At 54.2% G+C, this 21,962-nt stretch carries 22 protein-coding genes; 15 read left to right on the top strand and 7 right to left on the bottom strand.

The window, feature by feature from the left end; all coding sequences use genetic code 11:
- The first annotated feature begins 35 nt into the window (after positions 1-35).
- From DS906_RS04675 to DS906_RS04665, 3 genes are all read left to right on the top strand, one after another.
- Entirely contained in the window at positions 36-1,610 is a 1,575-nt protein-coding gene (locus DS906_RS04675; protein WP_113789047.1) for a DUF1254 domain-containing protein, read from the top strand.
- An 83-nt stretch (positions 1,611-1,693) separates the two neighbouring features.
- The gene (locus DS906_RS04670; RefSeq protein WP_113789105.1) at positions 1,694-2,095 is read left to right on the top strand and encodes a hypothetical protein; all 402 of its coding nucleotides are present in this window, start codon (positions 1,694-1,696) and stop codon (positions 2,093-2,095) included.
- 50 nt (positions 2,096-2,145) lie between these two features.
- Positions 2,146-3,126 carry a DUF1214 domain-containing protein gene (locus DS906_RS04665; RefSeq protein WP_113789046.1) on the top strand — a complete coding sequence of 327 codons (981 nt, stop codon included), beginning with the start codon at positions 2,146-2,148 and terminating at the stop codon, positions 3,124-3,126.
- 320 nt (positions 3,127-3,446) lie between these two features.
- Here the strand turns inward: DS906_RS04665 and DS906_RS04660 are convergent, their stop codons facing one another.
- Complete coding sequence (locus tag DS906_RS04660; protein WP_158541282.1) at positions 3,447-3,686, bottom strand: hypothetical protein; 240 nt, start codon at positions 3,684-3,686, stop codon at positions 3,447-3,449.
- Positions 3,687-3,854: 168 nt separating this feature from the next.
- Between DS906_RS04660 and DS906_RS04655 the strand changes: the two genes are divergently transcribed.
- The gene (locus tag DS906_RS04655) at positions 3,855-4,649 is read left to right on the top strand and encodes a M15 family metallopeptidase (protein ID WP_113789044.1); all 795 of its coding nucleotides are present in this window, start codon (positions 3,855-3,857) and stop codon (positions 4,647-4,649) included.
- Between the two features lie 451 nt (positions 4,650-5,100).
- Positions 5,101-5,655 carry a hypothetical protein gene (locus DS906_RS04650; protein WP_158541281.1) on the top strand — a complete coding sequence of 185 codons (555 nt, stop codon included), beginning with the start codon at positions 5,101-5,103 and terminating at the stop codon, positions 5,653-5,655.
- A gap of 201 nt (positions 5,656-5,856) precedes the next feature.
- On the opposite strand, the gene DS906_RS04645 is transcribed toward DS906_RS04650, so the two are convergent.
- Together DS906_RS04645 and DS906_RS22125 are read right to left on the bottom strand one after the other, a co-directional pair.
- Complete coding sequence (locus DS906_RS04645; protein ID WP_113789042.1) at positions 5,857-6,408, bottom strand: recombinase family protein; 552 nt, start codon at positions 6,406-6,408, stop codon at positions 5,857-5,859.
- A gap of 143 nt (positions 6,409-6,551) precedes the next feature.
- Positions 6,552-6,719 carry a hypothetical protein gene (locus DS906_RS22125; RefSeq protein WP_158541280.1) on the bottom strand — a complete coding sequence of 56 codons (168 nt, stop codon included), beginning with the start codon at positions 6,717-6,719 and terminating at the stop codon, positions 6,552-6,554.
- 326 nt (positions 6,720-7,045) lie between these two features.
- On the opposite strand from DS906_RS22125, the gene DS906_RS04640 reads away from it, so the two are divergent.
- The 6 genes from DS906_RS04640 (at position 7,046) to DS906_RS04615 (ending at position 14,035) form a co-directional block, all read left to right on the top strand.
- Positions 7,046-7,681 carry a hypothetical protein gene (locus DS906_RS04640; RefSeq protein WP_113789041.1) on the top strand — a complete coding sequence of 212 codons (636 nt, stop codon included), beginning with the start codon at positions 7,046-7,048 and terminating at the stop codon, positions 7,679-7,681.
- A 303-nt stretch (positions 7,682-7,984) separates the two neighbouring features.
- Positions 7,985-8,968, top strand: coding sequence for a glycosyltransferase family 2 protein (locus DS906_RS04635; protein ID WP_113789040.1), 984 nt, complete (start codon positions 7,985-7,987; stop codon positions 8,966-8,968).
- Between the two features lie 5 nt (positions 8,969-8,973).
- Complete coding sequence (locus tag DS906_RS04630) at positions 8,974-9,918, top strand: hypothetical protein (protein WP_113789039.1); 945 nt, start codon at positions 8,974-8,976, stop codon at positions 9,916-9,918.
- On the top strand, positions 9,915-11,912 hold the full coding sequence (locus DS906_RS04625) for a hypothetical protein (protein ID WP_113789038.1): 1,998 nt from the start codon (positions 9,915-9,917) through the stop codon (positions 11,910-11,912). The genes DS906_RS04630 and DS906_RS04625 overlap by 4 nt, the downstream gene beginning before the upstream one ends.
- A gap of 109 nt (positions 11,913-12,021) precedes the next feature.
- Entirely contained in the window at positions 12,022-13,020 is a 999-nt protein-coding gene (locus DS906_RS04620; protein WP_113789037.1) for a glycosyltransferase family 2 protein, read from the top strand.
- 31 nt (positions 13,021-13,051) lie between these two features.
- Positions 13,052-14,035, top strand: coding sequence for a hypothetical protein (locus DS906_RS04615; RefSeq protein WP_113789036.1), 984 nt, complete (start codon positions 13,052-13,054; stop codon positions 14,033-14,035).
- A gap of 3 nt (positions 14,036-14,038) precedes the next feature.
- On the opposite strand, the gene DS906_RS04610 is transcribed toward DS906_RS04615, so the two are convergent.
- The gene (locus tag DS906_RS04610; RefSeq protein ID WP_113789035.1) at positions 14,039-14,344 is read right to left on the bottom strand and encodes a DUF6476 family protein; all 306 of its coding nucleotides are present in this window, start codon (positions 14,342-14,344) and stop codon (positions 14,039-14,041) included.
- On the opposite strand from DS906_RS04610, the gene DS906_RS04605 reads away from it, so the two are divergent.
- Both DS906_RS04605 and rpoH read left to right on the top strand, forming a co-directional pair.
- Positions 14,343-15,377: an RluA family pseudouridine synthase gene (locus DS906_RS04605; RefSeq protein ID WP_113789034.1), complete on the top strand. Its 1,035-nt coding sequence runs from the start codon at positions 14,343-14,345 to the stop codon at positions 15,375-15,377. The genes DS906_RS04610 and DS906_RS04605 overlap by 2 nt on opposite strands.
- Positions 15,378-15,523: 146 nt before the next feature.
- Complete coding sequence (rpoH, locus tag DS906_RS04600; protein ID WP_113789033.1) at positions 15,524-16,420, top strand: RNA polymerase sigma factor RpoH; 897 nt, start codon at positions 15,524-15,526, stop codon at positions 16,418-16,420.
- 41 nt (positions 16,421-16,461) lie between these two features.
- Here the strand turns inward: rpoH and DS906_RS04595 are convergent, their stop codons facing one another.
- Positions 16,462-17,532 carry a fasciclin domain-containing protein gene (locus DS906_RS04595; RefSeq protein ID WP_113789032.1) on the bottom strand — a complete coding sequence of 357 codons (1,071 nt, stop codon included), beginning with the start codon at positions 17,530-17,532 and terminating at the stop codon, positions 16,462-16,464.
- Between the two features lie 224 nt (positions 17,533-17,756).
- On the opposite strand from DS906_RS04595, the gene DS906_RS04590 reads away from it, so the two are divergent.
- Together DS906_RS04590 and DS906_RS04585 are read left to right on the top strand one after the other, a co-directional pair.
- Positions 17,757-18,731, top strand: a complete 975-nt coding sequence (locus tag DS906_RS04590) for a Gfo/Idh/MocA family protein (RefSeq protein WP_113789031.1) — start codon at positions 17,757-17,759, stop codon at positions 18,729-18,731.
- 58 nt (positions 18,732-18,789) lie between these two features.
- A complete protein-coding gene (locus tag DS906_RS04585; RefSeq protein ID WP_113789030.1) occupies positions 18,790-19,059 on the top strand; it encodes a DksA/TraR family C4-type zinc finger protein in 270 nt (89 codons plus the stop codon).
- 29 nt (positions 19,060-19,088) lie between these two features.
- On the opposite strand, the gene DS906_RS04580 is transcribed toward DS906_RS04585, so the two are convergent.
- Together DS906_RS04580 and DS906_RS04575 are read right to left on the bottom strand one after the other, a co-directional pair.
- On the bottom strand, positions 19,089-20,015 hold the full coding sequence (locus DS906_RS04580; RefSeq protein ID WP_113789029.1) for a DMT family transporter: 927 nt from the start codon (positions 20,013-20,015) through the stop codon (positions 19,089-19,091).
- A 110-nt stretch (positions 20,016-20,125) separates the two neighbouring features.
- Positions 20,126-21,946, bottom strand: coding sequence for a M3 family oligoendopeptidase (locus tag DS906_RS04575; protein ID WP_113789028.1), 1,821 nt, complete (start codon positions 21,944-21,946; stop codon positions 20,126-20,128).
- Positions 21,947-21,962: the final 16 nt, after the last annotated feature.

Genomic DNA, 21,962 nt, shown 5'->3' with positions numbered 1-21,962 from the left:
GACAAAAACGAAAACAGACCATAAAGGAAAACAAAGTGAAGTTTTTGACATTAAAGATATGCAGCGCCGCGATTTTCTCGTTTTGCTTGCTCAACGGGCCGGTGCACGCCGACGACCCAACACCAGGCTATAACACTAAAATCCCGAAAGGACTGCTCACGCCCGACAAGTATCCAACTCGGGTGGGCGACATCGAATTTTTTGACGGTATTCCCACTACGGCTACAGCAGAGGCACTTTATAACCACCTCGATTACATTCGCGGTGTACAAACATTCCTGAATGGTATGCCCGCCGCATCGCTCGAAGCTATCCGTCGCAGCGAGATGCGCGATGGCAAGACCAGCTCCAACCACGTGTCGATCTTCGATGATCTTATGGACAGCAATTCTCTGTTCCTGACCGGCAATACGGACACCGTTTATGTCAGCGCTATCCTTAATTTGGAGGAAGACGGACCGACTGTCATTGAACTTCCGGCGGGCACAGGTCCGGGAACGGTCAACGACGCGTTCTTTCGGTTTGTTGTGGACACAGGTGCGCCCGGTCCGGATGCTGGTAAAGGTGGCAAATACCTGATCCTGCCACCGGATTACGAAGGTGATCTGGAAGGGCCGGTTGGCGGCCTGGAAACCGAGATCGACGGTGAAACCTATTTTGTCGCTCAGTCTACAAGTTGGATCAATTGGTTCATTGCCCGTGGCTTCCTGAAAGATGGCAAGCCGGATTTCTCCAGCAACCTGTTCCGCGAGGGATTGAAAATCTATCCGTTGGCGCAGAAAGACAACCCGCCAGAGATGGAATTCACCAATATGTCAGGTGTGGCGTATAATACGATCCACTCCACCGATTTCGACTTTTTCAAAGAGCTGCATACGGTAATTGATCGTGAGCCGGTTCCGTTTCTCGATCCTGAACTGCGCGGACTGTTCGCATCCGTCGGTGTTCAGAAAGGAAAGCCGTTTAATCCGGATTTGCGGATGAAGAACATCCTGATCAAAGCGGCCGAGGTTGCAAACGCGACAGCGCGCACTTTGCTTTGGTATGAACGCAATCCAGCGGACTTCATCTACGAAGGAAGCTATTGGAAAGTTGGATTTCCGGGTGGAAACTACGAATTCCTGCGCGATGAAGGTGCGGGAGGACGTGATCTTGATGGCCGGACTGAGTTCTTCTACTTCGCGACTGTTAACACCCCGGCGATGACCTTAAAACTAATTGGGAAAGGGTCGCAATATGCGTGGGGCGCTTTGGACGAGAATGGCGACTACCTTGATGGTGGAAAGAATTATCGGTTGAACATCCCGGCCGATCCGCCTGCGGATAACTTCCTGTCTATCGTACTCTACGATCCGCAAACACGTTCGCAGCTTCAAACAAGTCAGCCGTTTCCGAGCTACAACAGCGAAAAGCACAAAGATTCGGTGACCTACAACGAAGATGGTTCAGTAGACCTGTACTTTGGGCCGGAAGCTCCGGAAGGCTTGGAAACCAACTGGATCGAAACTGTTCCCGGTAAAGGCTTCTTCGCAATTCTGCGGCTCTATAGCCCAACCGAGCCCTGGTTCGAAAAAACCTGGCGTCCTGGGGACATCGAACTGCTTGATTGATCATGTGCGCCGGGCCTGCGGTCGCAGAGCCCGGCGCAGTCTTGAATTCCAAGCTCTCCGAAAGAACCGAAACAGGAAACAGTATGAAAATTGTCTACTACTTAACATGGCTGATGGTCGCTGTTTTTCTAGTTGGCGAAACAGCGCGCAGAGGCGTTGGATACTTTTCCATCAACGCCACAACAATGATCGAAGACTATTTGTGTGGCTTGTTGCTTTTGGCGGCAGCTCTTGTCTGGCGCAGCGGTGCCATTTGGGGGCCGACGCTAATGGCCTCGGCCTGGGCCTACGCAACCGGAGGAATGTTTGTTCCGTTTGCGGCGCACCTGGAGGCTTGGCTCAGACAGGAGACATTCCGCCCTGACCACCCCCACGAAGACGTAAATTCAGTCATTCTGAAGGGTGTTATCTGGGCGATCTGCTTGGTTTGTTTCCTCGTTTCTATGAGGAACGCAATCAGCAGAAACCAGTATTCAGAAGCCTAAAATACCAAGCCAAACAAAGTGAAAACCGAAGTAAAACGTAGGATCACAACATGAAAAAAACCTTATTACTCGCCACAACTGCCTCGTTGATGGCGAGCTTCGCTCAAGCCGAGCCGACCATCGTAACTGAAGAAAACTTTCCGCAGGCTTATACCAACTTGCGATTTGCAGCCATCATCGAAAAGGCCGGCAGCATCAATACCTTCCTGAAGATGCCAGTGCCAAGTAGCGATCCGGCTGAGCAGTTTGTCGTACGCATGAACCGCGACACGGACTATTCGACCTCAGTGTTCGATGTGTCCAGTCGGGAAGTGTACATCACCATCCCTGAGACAGACAAATACGTGACGACCCAGATCATCGATGAAAACCATGAAACGCAGCGCATGATCTATGGGCCGGGTCGCTACAATATTACTGCAAAAACGGATTTCGCATTTGTGATCGTGCGAACACTCGATGCGGATTTGCGCGACAATCTCGTTGTTGAAGCACCAGAGCCACAACAGTTCATCATACAGGACTGGGATGAGGCCTCGTTTGAAGAAATCGAGGCCAAAGGGAACGCCGATTTTAGTGACGGTTATCATCAGGCGACAGCCTACAGCAACGTTGAGAGTGGCCAAACACCTTACATGAATTATGTTGGTGCGGCTGGAGGTTGGGGCGGCGCGATGGTGCTGGACAATATCTACCAGACAAGTCCCTACTTTGATGCAGACGCCTGCTATGAGACCACATTCGTTGACCCGGAAGCGGAGTATTTCTGGTCGGCGACCGTGTATAATGCCGACGGTTACATGTTTAACGACGTAGCAAACGTCTCTAGTGAAATGAACCCGGAGCAAAACGCAGATGGAACGTTTACGCTGCGCTTTGGGTGTGCCGGGATGCCAAACAACATCCCGACTGTGGAAGGCAACACCACAGGAAAGTTCAACGTACTCATGCGCCATTACGGACCCAGCCAAATGGTCAGCGACGGTGAATACGGCTACAATATGACCCAGTTTATCCGAAAAGTAGAATAGGTGCCTTACTTACAAGTTCTGCCATACAGGTGGTCCAACAATCTTAACTCTGGAGCCTGTGTCTTTACAGGCTCCCAACACCAAGTTTACCATACTAGCATAGAGCAGCCTGGGGACGCATAGGAGACCTTGGTGTAAAGCGCAGTGAAGGTCTGCAATCCGCCCGCCTGTTGGAACGCAATGTCGTGATGCGCAATCAGCGGCCGTTGGAAACTGGCGCAGCGAACGGCTGGAAGGTCCGCAGAGCGAACCTTGGCTCCCTATTGTGAACTACCAATGACCCGCCCAGCAGGCATCGGCGCAAGCTCCTAGTTTTCCAACTACTTTCGGTCGCCAAACTTATTACTCATAAATTGCAAAAGTAAGACTACCACTGTCACAGCCCAAGCCACCCATGCCCAACTAAAGATGTAAACAAACAGTTCTTTATCATCTGCAAAGAAATCGAGTCCAAAATGCCAGGCCATCATCAGGCCCATCTGCATGGCAATTATCAACGAGCATACGAGCAACAAGTAGAAGACCGGCCACCTATTAAGTATAGCTGAAAGCTTCTTCATGGCCGTCGCTCCTATTTGTTGACTTTCAAATGTCTGCTGTGAGCCCATTTTGCCGGATGCTGCACGTCGCGCCAATGACTGCATGTCATGTGTCAGCTAAACATTTCTTGCATGGGTTAGTCACGTTCTCTAGCTTTGAACCAAAGCCCGACACAGGAAAAACCGTCAGTGATAAAATCCGAGCTTCCGCCGATCCCGCCTAGGGATAGAGACCTTGACGCACGAAACTATCATTTTGTCCAAATAGATGATTCAGATCCTCGTGGTTCGGAAGCGCTTATTGATATTGGCGCGCAAGGTATTGCAATCTTGCCCTATTATCACGTTTCGGACGGCTCAAACGCTCCATACGGCAAGAGGATTGATGGGAGTCTCCCTCGCATGTGGTGCCGTCAAAGTTTGGTCCCGATGCTTCTATCGGCAAACAAAGTCTTGGCAACTTTTGGTTGTGAACTTGTTGTTTATGACGCCTATCGCCCAATTGATACACAATGCGGTCTATGGGCATGGGCGTTAGAAAAGGTCAAAAAGGATCATCCAAATCTTCTCCAAGCTGAGTTGGAAGCTCTGACCAGTCAGTACAGCTCGGACCCTCGAAGGTTCGATCTGGATGATGCGACGACCTGGCCGACACATTCAACTGGGGCCTCAATCGACGTAATGCTCCGCTCACTCGATACTGGTGAGGAAATGGATATGGGCGCTGCATTCGATGATCTTAGCTCTGCGGCCCATACCGACAAATTGGAGCAAGCGTTTGACCTTGGTCATATCAAAGATGACAATGCCGCTCTGATCCACCGCCGTTTATTGTACTGGGTCATGTCAGAAGCCGGGTTTGTAAATTACCCCTCGGAGTATTGGCACTTTGATTTTGGGAACCAGATGTATGTGCTAAACATGCGGCCCCATAACGCAACGTTAGATCGAGCTTGGTACGGCTACTGCCGACCCCCTACCTAAGTGGCTTTTAAAAGCGCGATCTCGGAAGCCGACATTCGGTGCGAGAAATCGAATGCCGGCTTTGTCCCGCTCAGCCGACCTTAATGCAGACCGAACCGACCCTATGACCTACTGAAACCGTCAGATGTCGGCTCAGAGCCTATACTTACTTGCATTAAAACACAGTATACTACGACCGCAGGATGTATTCCCGACCACCGTCAGTAAATGACCGTGATGCTTAAGGACTAATATTGATTACTGACATACGATGTTTTGGTCAATTTCCCTCTGCATACCACCCAAAAGATGCCTTCCAATTGGGGCGCATCTTTAAGAATAATTAATGTTCTCTTGAACCGCATAGCGGGCCATGCACATGTAGGGAGTGAAGAAGCAATCAGAGCCAGCATGACGAGAAGCTCTAGGTGCAACCAGCGCAATATGATGATTGCGATTAAAGGAGATAGAAATGAGCATTTCAATGAGAATTCTCGGAGCCGTGGCAGCAGTTGTGGTTTGTTCGACATCAGCGATGGCTCAATCTGAGGATGAAACCCAGGAAAAACCCAAGGTGCTGTTTGTCCAACATGCAGATGAGGCAACTCTGTCTGACGGAACGCTCACTCTGAACGGTACGGGTAACCACATGATTGTATTCGCTGACCGACCGCTTCGTGCCGCGAGCGTTGTGCCGACTGAAAAACTGATCGATGCCTGGAACGAAGGCAAAGACAGCTTTGCAGAAGACCCGCCCAATGCTGCAGTTATCGGGGAAGTCGACGGCAAAGCAACGTCTTTGATAGTTGAGATCACCAATCCCCAACTGACCGACAGCAATCTGACGTTTGATTACACGCTGTTGGAGGGGCCCGACTCCCTTACGCTTGAAAAGAGCTACATCATCATCGATGATTCGGTATTTGCAGACATGAACCTTTTGGTTGGTATTATGACCAACAATTCAGGTGAAGTTGCTGCGTCCCAAGAAGCAGCCTACCCGGATTCGGAAATCAGCACAGATTGAACTCAAGCATAAGCTTTTAGCAAGCACGAAGCCGCATAGCGACAGCGCCTGCTATCAGGGCACTGTCTCAAATAGGTAGTGTCTCAGGTTGTCTATTGTATTGAACCCGTTGGTTTTGAGAACGACAGCTAAGTCCGCAACTCGGTCGTTGAAGCACTTCGCATCGAACGGCTGCTTTTAGGCGCTTTATGGGGCCAGACCCTAGGCGGCCTCTTTGGCCAACCTATAAACCGTCGCTCTGCTGACCCCGAAGTCCCTCGCAATCTGGGTTGGCTTCACACCGTTCTCGAACGCCTCACGGATGGCTGTGGCCTTGGTCTTATCCATGGCAGGACGTCCTTTGAACTTCCCCTCTGCCTTAGCCTTAGCAATGCCTTCGCGCTGCCGTTCAAGCATCACCTCGCGTTCGAACTGAGCTACAGCCCCAAGGATGGTCTCAAGCATTTGCGCTGTGGCGCTGTCATTCATCATTGGCATGTTCATGATGTGCAGTTGGACGCCTTTGCCTGAAAGCCGCTTGCGTATATCGATGAGGTCAGGGACAGAGCGCGCCAGACGGTCCAGCTTAGTGACAACCAAAGTGTCGCCTTCACGGGCAAAGTCTATGGCCGCCTCAAGCTGACCTCGCTGCTTTACACTGCTGACCTGTTCCGCGAACACCTTCTCGCAACCACGTTCAGTAAGCTCACGCTGCTGCGCCTCAAAGCCTGCAATCTGGTCTGCTGTGGATGTCCGTGCGTATCCGATGAGCATGTGCCTGTCTCCGAAAGTGTATCATTTACCTATAAAGGTTAAGTAGGAAGGTGTACTTTAAGTTTCAACCCCACTTAAATGAGACGGTTATTAAGAGGTTGGCACTTGTCTTGTTACACTCCGGTCAATTGAGACGCGCGTACTCAGGCTGCCTTAGCCGTCTTCCGGTGGTTCATGAACATCAGTTGGTAGCGGCCAACATCAACGAATACCTCGCCCGGTCCCTCACGGGTCACGTTAAGAGGCACTGAATGCGGGTAACGCTCGACGAGCAAGTCAAAGGGGCCGACGCAAAAGTCAAAGACGATCATTCTACTATTCCTATTCTTGGTAGTGCTGCACCGATGCGATGCAATGCCTAGATGAATCATGTAGAATCACACGTCAAGCCTATGTTTTTATGGCACTAAAGGGGCATTCCTGTAGGTGGAATTTTGGTCTATCGGCACCCTGACGGGGGGTAGCGCGTAGCGCCTATATCTATCTCAGGCATTCAAATTTTTTCGCTAAAAAACTTGGGGCGCTTTAAGTTCTGGAGTGCTTGTGGTCGTTGATGAGCGTTTCATTTCAGTTGGACGGATGTGGCTTTTTTTGCCTAAAGTGAGACCATTACCAGCAGTTAGTTAGAGGAATTGTTATGAAGGCAGTTGCAGCAATATCTTTGGTTTTGAGTACCTTTCATTCGTCAGAACTGTACGCCCAAAAACTGAATTCGGACGCCTTAGATGGTATAGTCAAAGCAACAAGCAATGGCGCCATTACCGTCGATGAAGATAATGGGATGGTGTCGGGCTTAACGACTATGGGTTTGGATACCGTACCAGAATTCACTTACGACGATCGGTCATGGATGAAAGCGGCAGGTGGGTTGTCGTCTGATAATCTCGCAGCCCAAATGATGGCCCAAGGTTGGGTTGACGATGACATCGTAGATACCTTGCCTTCAAAACCAGATGTTTCCTGGTCTGTATATCGGTCGATGGCCGGACCGGGTTTAGTAGATTACATGGCGGTCCCAAATGTTGATGGAGTTGAAGGTTATGTGTTTAAGTCCGGCGGAAACATCGAACCGGTGCAGGCCGCGTTTTCCTTGGGGTCAACCGTTACTGCAATTCAGGATAAGCTGATGGAAGGTATGATGATGGCGTTGAAGGGTGCATGTGATCTTCCTGTACGCCCAAATGAAATCAAGGCTTCGGCAAGCGCAGGTGTCGTTGGGGTTGAGGCGACTTGGAACACGACAGATGTCTGTGACCGTCTCCCAAACCCCTAGTGGCATTCAAATTGACAATCATTGACAGCACACGCTAGCTATCAATACAGCACACATTTGGTAAGACCCGAGGACTGCCCTAAGGTGTTTCGCCTATGAATATAAGGGGTTTGAGAAGCTAGTTCGAAATCGCCGGATGCTTCTCGACCGCACCATAATCCAGCAGAAACTAGCGATTTTTCAGTGCAACTGCCGTGTGGTGTTGCACCAGTTCTCGTTGGAATGCCCTTACTACAATTTCGTGTCTCGCCCATGCGGATCGGGATGTGTATGAGTGGGGCAAGACTATTTGGGAAGGGTAACATGTCTCAGTCCATCACCGTGTTCACAACGATGAAGAACGAAGGCCCATACATGCTGGAATGGGTCGCGTTCCACAAAACGCTCGGCATCGACCATTTTGTGATTTTCACCAACGATTGTGATGACGGAACGGACAAGATTGCTGCAAGGTTGCAAGAGCTTGGCCTGGCCACCCATGTCAGCAACCAAGTGAAAGAAGGAGGCAATCCCCAGCACCAGATGCTGCGCCGCGCGCGCCGCCAGCCCAAGGTCAAAGAGGCCGATTGGCTGTTATGTCTGGATGTAGATGAATTCTGGAATATTCGCTGCGGCGACAACGGATTTCATGACCTTATTGCCGAGGTCGAGCAAAAGGCAGGGCAACCAGTCGATGCGATATCTTTCGCGTGGAAGCTTTTTGGAAGCTCGGGAAACATCAGTTTCGAAGACAGACCGGTGACCGAGGTGTTCTCGATGGGGGATCAGGAATTTCCCTATCATTCAAGTCGCGCCTTCGGTCTGAAGACGCTGTTCCGAAACAATGGCAAGTTCACCCGATTTGGCCCGCATCGCCCGAAGGGGTTTGACGAGGAGGTAGCGCCCGACATCGCTTGGTCAGATGCTGGCGGAAAGCTGTTTCCAGCCGATAAGGTCGGTTGGCGGGCGTGGCGTGGGTTTGACCATTCCTTGGGACGCATCCACCATTATTCAGTCCGGTCCATGGATGGGTTTCTGGTCAAGCGCGACCGGGGTCGAACAAACCACATCAAGGTGGATCAGGGGCAAGCCTATTGGCAGGACATGAATGCCAACAAAGAGTCTGACCAATCCATCCTGCCCGCCGCGCTCCGCGCCGCACCTCTGCTGGCCGAACTGAAGGCGGATGACGAGTTGAACGAATTGCATGCGCAGGCCTGTGACTGGCATCGGGCCAAAGTGTCGGAAATCAAGATGCGCCCGGAATGGGTAGAGTTTCGCGTCTGGCTCGCCGATAACCTGATCTGATCATCATGGCCGAAGATCTTTCAAAAGAGCAGCTGAAACCGGAACACCCTGACCGCAAGACAGGGTATGAGCGTATTCTGACGGATCCCGCTCCGCCGTGGTTTGTCGAATTGTACCCCGGCGGCGACGGCACTGGATATTTTCAAAAGCTGGAACGCCACTCGATCCTGTTCCACCGGCGTTACCCGAAGCGTCTGGTAGTCAGCTTCGACAATATCGCCAATGCCAATGACCTGTCCTTCGCGCGCGAGCCGTGGGGCTGGAAGTTCTTTCGCGACGAAGGGTGGTCCCACATGGGCGTCTTCGCGCGCACCAAGGCATGGTATCGCGACCCCGAGATCATTTCCTATTTTGAAAACAAGGTCGCCGAGGGGTTCTTTGACCGGTTCGATCAGGTGGTTTTTGCAGGCGCATCGATGGGCGGCTTTGGGGCATTGACCTTTTCGGCGCATGTACCCGGTGCGCACGTGATCGCGTTCAACCCTCAGACAACACTGGATGAACGGCTGGTGCCTTGGGAAACCCGCTATAGGTTCGGCCGCGTACAGGATTGGGACCTGCCGATGAGCGATGCGGCCCAAACTGTTCAGACAGCTGGTAAGGCTTACGTCTTTTACGACCCATTCTTTGATCTGGACCGGCAGCAGGTTCAGCGTCTGCAGGGCGACAACGTGATGTTGCTCAAGACCTGGTTTTCAAACCATTTCGCGGCGCCCATGCTGCGCAAGCTGGATATCCTCAAGCCCGTGATGCTGGGGGCGATGGACGGCTCATTGGATGCGCTTGGATATTACAAGATGATGCGCGCCCGACGTCGCCTGCCTATGTATATTCGGGGGATTGAGGCCATCGGCGCCGAGCGGCACCCAGACTTGGCGGCAAAAGCCCGGCAGCGGTTCCGCCGACTGCGCCGGCAGGCCATGGCTGAGAAGGAAAGGGACGCCTCGTGACCACCGCCAAAGGTGTGTTTGTCGGTCAGCGCAAGGACCGCATGGGCGCCCGGTTGCTGATGATGCTGACCTGCATCCGGCTGGCCGAAGATTTCAGCACGACCTACCGGGTGAATTGGTTCCCGCAGGGCGCGGACGCGCCTGAGCTGGACCACCCACGAGAGTTGTTCGCGCAGGACTGGATGGATGAACATTTCCTGACTCCTAAGGAGTTCGGAGCTCTTTCGCAGAATGCCTTGCCGATCTGGTCCTTCCAAAGCGACACGTCGCCCGACCGCCTGATTGCGCATCTCAACGCTGGACGGTCGGTGCTGGTCGAGGAAGGTTTCGAGGTGCTGGCCTTCCCGTGGGAGGACGTCGAGACCATCCGCCCGCGATATCGCGACTTTATTCACCGGGTCGGGTTCACCGAAGAAATACGCGGAATCATGGATTGCGCGGATGCCAGGCTGTCAGGGCAGGGCGTGTCGGCCTATCACATCCGCCGCGGTGATATTCTGAATGGGCTGCCGTGGAAGCACACAACCTGGCCTGCAAAGATCGAACCCGAAGAACTGTATGAGGCGCATCTAGAGAAGAACGCCGATAAAGCGGCCATTATGTTCTCGGACCAGCCGGAACTGATTGCCCGGTTTCAGAAACAGTTTCCACATCTATTGCAGATGTCAGACATTACCGATTTGTCCGGGGTGACCCGGGCGAAACGCGATTTTCTGGAACTCTATACAATGTCACGCGCAGATCAGGTAATCGCGCCGGTCATCTCGGCCTTTTCCATGGCGGCCGCCCGGATTTCGGGTCAACAGCGAAGAGTGTTTCGGGATGTTCTGACAGAAGAAGAAATTTCTCAGGCGAATGAGAGTGCAATTCGGCGCCTACAGACTGGGTTTGATGGCTTTTTGAACACGTCCGAGGCCGCGCATATTTATGGCAAGGTTCTGTTCCACATGAACCGGCTGCATTCAGACGATCGAACCGAAGAGGCCAGCGATATCGCTTCAAGGTTGCTGGATGAGGGGGCGGACAACGCGTTTCTGCCACTTCTTCAAGCGCTCAACTTGTTTTACGCAAACAAGTGGGATGAATCTGCAGAGATGGTCGAGACGGCTTTGTTGGACCCCCATACATGGCCCGAAGACTACGCGGTTTGTGGTGCCTTGAAGGCAGCAGCGTTGGGGGAAAAGCGAAAACGCTGGCAAGCAGCCCAGGCATTCAGCCGTGCATTTTGGGCCAAACCGATCCGACCTGACGTGTTAGTGTTTGGGTCGCGCGTTGTCTACCGGGATCAGATATCATTGCGGCTGTTTCCACCTACCGACTGGTCGCTGCAAAAGGTTATCCGCAGGCCCTGGTTCAATTTCAACTCCCATGTCGCACAGCGCAAAGTGCTGGTGAGATTGCCGTGCAATTTCGACTTTCTTCTGTTGGATTGGTCGATCCTTTCTCTGGATCAAAAAGCCCGCAGGCTTTTGGAAAACAAACCCCGTTTGAAGCAGCTGCATGACGGTCTTATTCGGATGACCGATATGCCTGACGAGGATCCACGAGTACGGAGTTTTAGCGCCAAACTGGGGGCACATATTGGGAGTATTTCCAATGCTGAGGCCATTGACATCACACGTAAGGTTCTGTCGGATGTGCCCGACAATCCACTCTATCACAAACGATTGGCCGAACTGTACCAAGCAGAAGGCGAGGGAACAGCATCGCGGATAACCATGGCGGATGCCTTGGCTTGCGATCCGGGCAACGCCTTTTTGATCTTTGCAATGGGACAGATGCTGGAAATGAACGGTGCCGTTGAACAGGGCCAGAGGCAGATCATTCAGGCCGCAGAGATCGACGACGACACCGCCGCTATTCAGGGCGAGGCCGGGCGAATATTGTTACAACAGGGCAAAAAGGAAGCTGCCCGTGCGTTTCTTCAAAAAGCCCGAGATTTGTGCCCGACGTACAAGCGGTTCTCAAACCAACTTAAACGGGCAGGAGGGTGAATTGCGTGGATTTCCCCTTGGTAGTTCCACCAATTCAACGTAATTTACGGGCAAATTCCGAATGATCCCGATAAGTTCCGGGCAAGAACAACGAACAGGGCAGTCAAGTATGGCCGATCAGGACCCACGATATATCAGTGTCACCCCGATGAAGAACGAAGGCCCGTTTGTGCTGGAGTGGGTGGCCCATAACCGTGCGATTGGTATCGACCAGATGGTGGTGATGACCAATGACTGCACCGATGGCACCGATGTCTTGCTGCAACGGTTGGATGAAAAGGGCGTGCTGACGCATATCGACAACAATTCGCGCCGAAAAACCAGCCCGCAAAAGCGTGCTTATAATACTTTCCTGAAGATGGAAGTCGCACGCCCGCAGGATTGGGTCGTGGTGATCGACGCCGATGAACATATCAACATCAAGACCGGGGATCACACGCTGCGGGCTTTGACTGATGCTATTCCTGACGCCAAGACGATTTCAATGACCTGGCGGCTGTTCGGAAACGCAGGCGTCGTGCGGTATGAAGACCGGTTTTTGTCGGATCAGTTCCGGCAGGCCGCTCCGGAAAAGATCTACCGGCCGCCACAGGCTTGGGGCTTTAAGACCATGTTCCAGCGTGAGATTTGGGATGGGTTGGGTGTTCACCGGCCCAAAAAGCCGGCCGTCGAAACCATCGAAGAATGTCATTGGTATAACGGATCAGGCCAACTTATGCCCGAGCGATACTATGAAAAAAGCTGGCGATCGGCCCGTGACTCGGTCGGCTATGACTTTGTGCAGGTCAATCACTATGCGCTGAAGTCCTGTGAAAGCTATCTGGTCAAAAAGATGCGCGGTCGTGCCCACCATTTAGGTGAAAGCCTTGGCCTGGAATACTGGAACATGATGAACCAGAACGCCGAGACGAATACCTCGATCGACGTGGTTTTGGATCGCAAACGTGGTTTTTATTACGAAATGCTCTCTGACCCCGAGGTTGCGCGCTTGCATCATGCGTCCTGCGATCTGCACCGCCAACAGATCGGGCAATTGCGCGACCTGCCCGAGATGCAGGACCTCATGCAGCAGATGACCGCGGGTTTCACGGCCAGCCAGCAGGCATGACGCAGGACAGTTCGGGGACAGGAGCTAGGTAATGCTTTGGCTGCACATGGGGATGCCCAAAACTGGCACGACCGCCTTGCAGGGATTTTTGCGCCGGAAACATTCGGTCATGAACGAGATCGGCCTGCACTATATGGAGGCCGGCCGACGCCGGCTGGATGGCGACACACGTCTCGCGATAAGTCACAACATCGTCGCCTTTCACATCAACCAAAGCGCTGATCCGATGGATCCGTTTCGGTCCGCCATGACCACCGAATACGACGCGCATGTGGATCAGACCTGCGTTGTATCCTCCGAGATGTTCTATGGCTGCAATCTGAACCGGCTGGCCGAGGTTTTTGCCGATATCCCCTCGCGTGCATTGACGATCACCTACTATTGCCGGCGGTATTCCGATTTCTTCGAGGCCGATTACAAACAGCGGGCCAAGGCCGGGCGGCTGTCCAACGGCGGGACTGAATACATCCGCCAGCAACTTGATCTTATCCGCAATCACCCGGAACGATTGAGTTTTTCTGCCAAACTGGCCGAAATACGCACCGCCTTTCCCGGCGTCACCGTTGCTCCGCTTTTATACGAACGAGCGGGCATGGTGCGGGGCAACGTCGTCGATGATTTCCTGTCGCGGATCGGCACACCATTGGCCGAGGAACTTGCCGCTGGGGGCGTGTCCAACCCGTCGCAATCCCGCGCGGCGAGCGAAGCTTTTGGCGTCATCTCCCGTGCGCTGGGGCGTAAGAAAAGCCGCCAGTTGCGCCGAATTATTGTCGATGACCCCGTCATGGTGCGCCGGAACGATGTGCTGGAACCAGATGAGCGCGCTTGGCTGGACGAGTTCCTGGCCAAGCAGGATACCGCCTTTCAGCAAGAGTTCTTTCCCGACCGACCCGAACTGTTCAGCCCGACAAAGCTAAGCGATGAGGACAAGACGTTCCGCCGGGATACGCCCGAAGAGTATGAGGCTTTGCGTAAAGCCTCTGAGATCGTGTTCCGGATGGCATTAGACAGCTGATCGCTACTCTTGTACGACGATTTCCTGACGCTGTTTTCCGGTCGTCTTGTCAAAAATCAGGATGCGGTTGTCATCGGTCACGACGGCATACCAGTTGCTGCCGATCGTTACGGCTTGAGCTTTGGCACCATCCGGCAGTTCGATTTGATCGGGCAGAGTAGGGGTTCTGTCCGATAGTCGGATGACAATCAGTGCGAATGTCACTAGAACCCCGCCAATCATCACCGCGGTCAGCAGCATGACCATGCGCCGCAGCAAGCGAATCTGCGGTGTTTCCTGCGGTTCTTGGGGTTCGGAAGGGACAGTCATGGGCACCCGCCAGATTGAATTTCAGATCGCGGCCGATCCGCCGCCACGCCTTGATAAGGCGCTTTCGCGGGATGTACCAGCGGATGAAAACCTGTCGCGCACCCGCCTGACCCGTCTAATCGAGAACGGCGAGGTGACCATTGACGGTGTCGAAGTTCGGGACCCAAAGGCCAAGGTGACCGAAGGCGCCTCGGTGTCGATCTCCGTCGCCGAAGCAGAAGAGAGCCACATAGGTCCCGAGGATATCCCGCTGAACGTCGTCTATGAGGACGCGGACCTGATCGTAATCAACAAACCGGCAGGCATTGTCGTTCATCCAGCGCCGGGCTCGCCCAACGGAACGCTGGTCAATGCTTTGCTGCATCATTGCGGTAAGGACCTGTCAGGTGTGGGGGGCGTCAAACGCCCTGGCATCGTGCACCGCATCGACAAAGAGACCAGCGGCTTGCTGGTGGTCGCCAAGTCTGACGCGGCGCATCATGGTCTGGCGGCTCAGTTCGAGGCGCATAGCGTCGAACGCTATTACCGCGCGATTTGCTACGGAGTTCCGGATGCGAATGACCCACGTTTGCGCGGCATCAAGGGTGTCAGCTTTGAACCGGGCAATATCATGCGGCTGACCACGCAATTGACGCGGCACAAAAATGATCGGCAGAAACAAGCGGTTCTGTTCCATGGTGGTCGGCATGCGGTAACTCGGGCGCGGTTGGTCGAGACATTTGGCAACCCGGCAGGCATCGCGCTGATTGAATGTTGGTTGGAAACCGGCCGGACGCACCAAATTCGTGTCCATATGGCCCATGCCGGGCATGGGCTGGTTGGGGATCCAGTGTATGGGGGTAAACGCAAGCTTGCGGCGAAAGCCTTCAGTGCTGCCGCCGCCGAGGCTGTGCGCAGTTTTCCGCGACAGGCGCTGCATGCCGCAGTTTTAGGCTTTGAGCACCCTGTGACAGGCGAAAATCTTCGGTTTGAGGCCGATTTACCAAATGATATGGAATTTCTGATTGAACAACTGCGCGCGCCGCTGACATAATACGCAAACATACGTGAGTAACGCGTTCTTAGCTTTCCTTTATCAATCGTTAATTTCAAACTGTTAACGGTACCTCTTGAATGGATCGGGACTTATTCCCATATCCCATGTTAACGAAGTAAACATTTGTCGGAGGGACATGAATCATGGCAAATTACGCAAATCTCCCCGCGCCGACGCCCGAGGGCGGCCTGAACCGCTATATGCAGGAAATTCGCAAATTTCCGCTGCTTGAGCCGGAAGAAGAGTACATGCTCGCCAAGCGTTGGGTCGAAGAGCAAGACACTGAAGCTGCACATAAAATGGTCACGTCGCACCTGCGATTGGCGGCCAAGATCGCTATGGGCTATCGCGGCTATGGCCTGCCACAGGCCGAAGTGATCTCCGAGGCCAATGTGGGCCTTATGCAGGCTGTGAAAAAGTTTGACCCGGAAAAAGGTTTCCGTCTGGCGACCTATGCAATGTGGTGGATTCGTGCCTCGATCCAGGAATACGTTCTTCGGTCGTGGTCGATGGTCAAGCTGGGCACGACATCGGCACAGAAAAAGCTGTTCTTTAACCTGCGCAAGGCCAAAGCCCGTATTGGTGCGCTGGAAGAGGGCGATTTGCGCCCTGAAAACGTCAAGCGGATCGCTACTGATCTGGGCGTGACCGAAGCTGAAGTCATCAGCATGAACCGCCGGATGTCTGGTGGTGATGCCTCGCTGAACGCGACCGTCGGGTCCGAAGGCGAAGGCACCATGCAATGGCAGGACTGGCTTGAGGACGAGGATGCCGATCAGGCGGGCGATTACGAAGCCCGCGACGAGCTTGATGCCCGCCGCGAGCTTCTGGCGGCTGCGCTGGATGTCCTGAATGACCGGGAAAAAGACATCCTGACTCAGCGCCGTCTGATGGATCAGGCCGTCACGCTGGAAGAGCTCAGCACCCAGTACAATGTCAGCCGCGAGCGCATTCGTCAGATCGAGGTTCGTGCCTTCGAGAAACTGCAGAAAAAGATGCGCGAACTGGCCCGTGAAAAGGGCATGCTGGGTACTGTCTGACCCAATTGGTTCAGCCCGCCACAACGGCGGGCTGATTTTCTTTAGGCGAAGATAAAGCTGTCTTCGGTCAGATGTCCGGCCCCAACACCCGCCAGGACAATACTGTCCCCGTCACCTAGATCGATGGTGGTCTGAAAGAAGCCACCCGAGATATCATCCTCGATATCTTCAAATCCGGCGATGCCTTCGTAGCCGGACAAGTCAATCTTGTCCTTGCCGATCCGGAAGTCGACGATCCAGTCATCGCCGTCCCCGTTTTCAATGACAAACATGTCTTTGCCACGCCCGCCGAACAGGATGTCATCGTCGGCTCCACCGTCGATCACATCGGCCCCTCTGCCGCCGAATATCGTATCTTCGCCTTCATCACCGCGCAGAATGTCTTTGCCACGACCGCCAAAGATCACATCGTTTCCAGCGCCGCCCAACGCGACGTCGTTTCCTCTGCCGGTATTGATGACATCGTTTCCATCACCAGCATGAACAAAGTCCTGACCACGCCCAGTAAAGTAGAACTCGTCCGAGTCGTCGCCGAGGATGAAATCAGTGTTTTTCTGACCCAGAATGTCCGTAACCGATACGGGCAGAAGGACACCGTTTAGGGCGTGAATGATCCCGTTTGTGGCATCAATATCGGTTTGGATGATACCCGGATCGGCGATGCCGTCATCTGCATCGCCCAGACTTGGTGGGTCGCTTTGAAGGTTCAACTCAACTGACGAACCCTGCAACGTTTCGATCTGCGCGCCGTCGCCCAGGCCGGCAACGGCAGCCAGGTCGAATTCCCCGTTTACCACGTGGTATTTCAGAACCTCTGTCAGCAGGGGGATGGGATCCCCTCCGCCCAACAGGGTCAGCGCCTTGACGATGTGCCCCAACGCGCCTGCTTCGTCCGAACCCGCATAGCCCAATGCCTGGGCAAGTCCGATAAAGGCGGCGTCGGTCGGGGCGAATACCGTAAGGCTGGCCTCGGGGTCATCCAGTGCCCCAGCAAGGCCGGCGGCAACAACGGCCTCGCGCAGGATGTCAAAATCTCCGTTGTTGTCATCGAACGAGCCGACGGCTCCGCTCATCAACACGGTTCCGGTAATAGTCTCTGTCGGTGTTGGCATGTCTGGCAATCTCCCACCCAGTTGGTCACAACATCAATCCCGGGTGATTTGAGCGGACAATGCCGATTACCCGGTGACATAGTTGCTACGGGGCAGACAATGAAACGGATCAAGAAATTCTCAGGTTTACGTGCGTTAAAGGGCGGAAAACACCACGAAACCCCTGACTTTAAAGCGATTCCCTGATAGAGACGGCACAAGCTAACAAAGGATGAGGCGGCGGTATGCAGCAACCTGTTCAATGGGGCGTTCTGGGCGCCGCGAAATTCGCACGACAGTTCATGGCGCCGGCAATTCACGCGGCGGACGGGGCCCGGCTCGCGGGTCTTGCCACGTCGGACGCAGCCAAGGCTGAGCCGTTCCAGCAGTACTGCCCTGATCTGACGGTTTATGGCAGCTATGACGCCCTTTTGGCCGATCCCAAAATCGACGCGGTCTATATCCCGCTACCCAACCACCTGCATGTCGAATGGAGCCTCAAGGCGTTGGATGCCGGTAAGCATGTTCTGTGTGAAAAGCCCATAACCATGTCCGCGCCCGAGTTTGATGCCCTGATCGAAAAGCGCGATCAGACCGGTTTATTGGCGGCCGAGGCATACATGATCGTGCACCACCCGCAGTGGCAGTTCGTGCGGCAGCAGATCGCGGACGGGGCGATTGGAAAGCTTGTGCATGTGACCGGCGCGTTCAGCTTTGACAATCGGGCGGACACTGGCAACATCCGAAACCGGGCCGAAACCGGCGGCGGTGGGCTGCGCGACATCGGCGTCTACGTGATCGGCAGCGCCCGGTTCGCTACAGGGCAAGAGCCGGTCTCGGTACAATCTGCGATCCGTTGGGAAGATGGCATTGATGCCTTCACCGAGATTCGCGCTCAATTCCCCGACTTCACCTATTCCAGCTACGTCTCGATCCGGATGCACCCGCATCAGGAGATGGTGTTCCATGGCGAGGGTGGCGTGATCCGCCTGACCGCGCCTTTCAACGCGCGTGTTTTTGGTGAGGCGCGGGTGGAACTGCATCGTCCGGGTCTTGAGGTTCAGGTCACACGTTTCCCGGGCGAAGATCACTACAAACTTCAGGTCGAGGCATTTTGCCAGTCGGTTCGCGACGGGGCTGATTACCCATGCCCGTTGGAATTCTCGCGCGGAACGCAGGCAATGATTGACAGGGTGTTTGAGGGCGCAGTCGCCCTCTGACTTGCCACGCAGCGCTCGGCTGGACTAATCTGGTTGTCACCTGATCAGGAGGGAGACCATGGCAGGCGGCTGGGCGCGTGACGGCGCGGTGAGTGAACAGATTGAGGCGTCCATTACGGACGAACTGGCCCGGATGCAGGCGCAAAAACGGCCCGTCGGGGAAAGCCTGACCCATTGCGCTGAATGCGAAGAGCCGATTCCAGAAAAGCGCCAGGTCGCTATTCCCGGTGTGAAACTGTGCCTGTATTGCCAGCAGGAGCGTGATGGCAACTTCAAGACAAGCGGCGGGATCAATCGGCGTGGATCAAAGGACAGTCAGTTGAAGTGAGGCCTTAAATGTCGGCTGTGAGCCCAAAGCTACCTCTCAGGCTCCTTGCTGATCACGGTCGTCACAGTTCGAGTTGAGCGACTTTGAGTGAGAGCAATCGCACCCAAAACTAGCGCGCAGGCCAACGCCTGAGCACCCGTGATTACTTCACCGAATGCAAGAACGCCAACAGCAAACATCGTGGGTAGTTCAATACTTCCGACTACAGCAGTGCGCGTTGCCCCAATAATAGGCGAACAGATCGTGTAAATCAGTTGCGGAATAAGCGCGGTCACAAGGCCAAACCCGACAACCAGAAACCAGTCGCCCCCACCTTCTGGTAGGATTTCGCCGACCTCGGATGAAAGAATGAGAGGGGCAAGGCCAATGACCGACCCAAGCGAGACTGACGCCATTCTGGCTAAAGGCGCAATACGTGATAGGCGGTGCACGAGAACACATATGCCGAAGCCAAAACCGAAAGGTGCCGCTAATGAGACGAGAAGGATTGGAATTTGGTCCGGAGGCACCGATGCCGGAGAACCTGCGAATATCGCAGCAACAACGATCAATCCAGCCGCAATAAGGCTACGCCGTGTTGGTTGATCACCAAAAAGCGCCCATGCGATGGCAATCGTAAACACCGGATAGGTCATGTAGAGAACACCAACCGTCGATGCAGGAACAGTCTCAAGAGCAGTAACATAGCCGACCCAGCCAAGGCCCATCACTGCGCCTGCAACCATACCCCAGATGATTTCCCGCCACTTTGAGTGATGCATTACAAGTGCGGGCAAAAGGACAACCGCTGCCAAGATGTACCGATAAAAGGCAACCGCAAAGGGAGCGAGACCCTGATCGGTGAGCCCACGGCTAAAGTAGGGTACAAGGCCAAAACAAATGGATGCAAAAAGCACACCAACGACCGCAAAGGCATAGGGTATTGCGTTCCGCTTGGCTGAGGTTAGTTGGTTCATTGCTGACAACTAACACGCTAAATTGCGGTTGACATAGTCAAGACAAATGAACGGCAACTTCGGTCCGCAAAGCAGACAACCGCATTGGCGGTTGCCGACCTAGACAGTGCTTATCCCTCCATCGCTTCCAGCTCGTCGATAAAGCCGGAAATCATCGACAGACCCTTGTCCCAGAATTTGGGATCGCTTGCGTCCAGTCCAAAGGGTGCCAACAGTTCCTTGTGGTGCTTCGATCCACCGGCACGCAGCATTTCGAAATACTTGTCCTCGAACCCGTCCGCACCGCTTTCGTAGACCGAGTATAGCGCGTTCACCAAACCGTCACCGAACGCATAGGCGTAGACGTAGAACGGTGAATGGACGAAGTGCGGGATATAGGCCCAAAAGGTCTCATACCCATCCATGTATTCGAACGCCGGGCCAAGGCTTTCGGCCTGAACGCTCATCCACAGGGCGTTGATGTCATCCGGGGTCAGCTCGCCCTCGCGGCGGGCCGCATGCAGCTTGCATTCAAAGTCGTAAAAGGCGATCTGACGTACGACCGTGTTAATCATATCCTCGACCTTGCCGGCCAGCAGCACCTTGCGCTGTTCCGGAGTTTCGGCCTTGTCCAACATCTTGCGGAAGGTCAGCATTTCACCAAAGACCGACGCCGTTTCAGCCAGCGTCAGTGGGGTCGAAGACAACATCTCGCCCTGATCGGCCGCCAGTACCTGATGGACGCCGTGCCCTAACTCATGCGCCAGTGTCATCACGTCGCGCGGTTTGCCCAGATAGTTGAGCATCACGTATGGATGAACCTCGGTGACGGTTGGATGCGCAAACGCGCCCGGAGCCTTCCCGGGTTTAACCGCAGCGTCGATCCAACCTTTTGAGAAAAAGGGGGCCGCGATTTCACCCATGCGGGGATCGAAGGCAGTATAGGCCTCCATCACTGTCTTTTCGGCTTCGTCCCAGTCAACGATGCGTGTGTCTTCCATCGGAAGAGGCGCGTTGCGGTCCCAAACCTGCATCACGTCCAGCCCCAGCCACTTGCGTTTCAGTTCATAATAGCGATGGCTGAGCTTGGGGTAGGCGGCCACGACCGCCTCACGCAGGGCCTCAACGACTTCGGGTTCCACGTCATTGGACAGGTGGCGGCCGGTTTGCGCGGTCGGCATGTTGCGCCAACGGTCGACAATTTCCTTTTCCTTGGCCTGTGTGTTGTGGACGCGGGCAAAGGTTTTGACGTTGTTTTGAAACACGCTGGCCAATTCACGCGCGGCCGCTTCGCGTTTGGCGCGGTCCTGCTCGGTCAGAAAGTTCAGGGTGCCTTCAATGTTCAGCTCTTCGCCATCGACGGTGAAGGTCAGCCCGGCAATGGTTTCGTCAAAAAGACGCTCCCACGCGTCGCCAACAACGCCGAGGTCGTGCAGGAATTTCTCAAGCTCGTCAGATAGTTGGTAGGGTTTCATCGCGCGGATGCGGCGGAAGACCGGCTCGTACCGCGCCAGATCTGCATTCACATCGAAATGCGCCTTCAGGACATCATCGTCGATGCGGTTGATCTCGAGTGTGAAGAACACCAGCGGGGTGGTGAAGATGGTGATCTTTTCCTGCATGTCGGACAGGAACTTGGCACGCTCGGCATTTGTGGTCAGCTGATAATAGCGCAGGCCAGCAAACGACATGATGCGCCCGGCGATTGAATTGATCTTCTCATTGCGCCCAACGCAGGTCAGCAGACTCGCAGCATCCAGATCAGCCAGCTTACCCTCGTAGTCTTCGGCAAACGAGGCACATTCCTTTTCCAACCAGTTCAGATCGCGAGACAGTTCGGGCGCGTCCTCTGAGGTGTAGAGATCGGTCAGATCCCATTCCGGCAAGTTGCCCAGATTGCCTGCACCTCCGGCAGCATTTGCGTCTCGGACGGGAAAGGGAAGGTCGCGCATGGATCACCTCGATAAT

The organism is Ruegeria sp. A3M17 (genome assembly GCF_003318255.1).
In the GTDB taxonomy this organism is placed as follows: domain Bacteria; phylum Pseudomonadota; class Alphaproteobacteria; order Rhodobacterales; family Rhodobacteraceae; genus Ruegeria.
The sequence above is the reverse complement of the archived record's forward strand: the minus strand, read 5'-3'. Positions and strand labels throughout refer to the sequence as shown.

Bases quoted from the DNA above. Each gene is read 5' to 3' on its own strand.
- DS906_RS04670 (WP_113789105.1), top strand. From the start codon at position 1,694: ATGAAAATTGTCTACTACTTAACATGGCTGATGGTCGCTGTTTTTCTA.
- DS906_RS04665 (WP_113789046.1), top strand. From the start codon at position 2,146: ATGAAAAAAACCTTATTACTCGCCACAACTGCCTCGTTGATGGCGAGC.
- DS906_RS04660 (WP_158541282.1), bottom strand. From the start codon at position 3,686: ATGAAGAAGCTTTCAGCTATACTTAATAGGTGGCCGGTCTTCTACTTG.
- DS906_RS04650 (WP_158541281.1), top strand. From the start codon at position 5,101: ATGAGCATTTCAATGAGAATTCTCGGAGCCGTGGCAGCAGTTGTGGTT.
- DS906_RS04645 (WP_113789042.1), bottom strand. From the start codon at position 6,408: ATGCTCATCGGATACGCACGGACATCCACAGCAGACCAGATTGCAGGC.
- DS906_RS22125 (WP_158541280.1), bottom strand. From the start codon at position 6,719: ATGATCGTCTTTGACTTTTGCGTCGGCCCCTTTGACTTGCTCGTCGAG.
- DS906_RS04640 (WP_113789041.1), top strand. From the start codon at position 7,046: ATGAAGGCAGTTGCAGCAATATCTTTGGTTTTGAGTACCTTTCATTCG.
- DS906_RS04635 (WP_113789040.1), top strand. From the start codon at position 7,985: ATGTCTCAGTCCATCACCGTGTTCACAACGATGAAGAACGAAGGCCCA.
- DS906_RS04630 (WP_113789039.1), top strand. From the start codon at position 8,974: ATGGCCGAAGATCTTTCAAAAGAGCAGCTGAAACCGGAACACCCTGAC.
- DS906_RS04620 (WP_113789037.1), top strand. From the start codon at position 12,022: ATGGCCGATCAGGACCCACGATATATCAGTGTCACCCCGATGAAGAAC.
- DS906_RS04615 (WP_113789036.1), top strand. From the start codon at position 13,052: ATGCTTTGGCTGCACATGGGGATGCCCAAAACTGGCACGACCGCCTTG.
- DS906_RS04605 (WP_113789034.1), top strand. From the start codon at position 14,343: ATGGGCACCCGCCAGATTGAATTTCAGATCGCGGCCGATCCGCCGCCA.
- DS906_RS04610 (WP_113789035.1), bottom strand. From the start codon at position 14,344: ATGACTGTCCCTTCCGAACCCCAAGAACCGCAGGAAACACCGCAGATT.
- rpoH (WP_113789033.1), top strand. From the start codon at position 15,524: ATGGCAAATTACGCAAATCTCCCCGCGCCGACGCCCGAGGGCGGCCTG.
- DS906_RS04595 (WP_113789032.1), bottom strand. From the start codon at position 17,532: ATGCCAACACCGACAGAGACTATTACCGGAACCGTGTTGATGAGCGGA.
- DS906_RS04590 (WP_113789031.1), top strand. From the start codon at position 17,757: ATGCAGCAACCTGTTCAATGGGGCGTTCTGGGCGCCGCGAAATTCGCA.
- DS906_RS04585 (WP_113789030.1), top strand. From the start codon at position 18,790: ATGGCAGGCGGCTGGGCGCGTGACGGCGCGGTGAGTGAACAGATTGAG.
- DS906_RS04580 (WP_113789029.1), bottom strand. From the start codon at position 20,015: ATGAACCAACTAACCTCAGCCAAGCGGAACGCAATACCCTATGCCTTT.
- DS906_RS04575 (WP_113789028.1), bottom strand. From the start codon at position 21,946: ATGCGCGACCTTCCCTTTCCCGTCCGAGACGCAAATGCTGCCGGAGGT.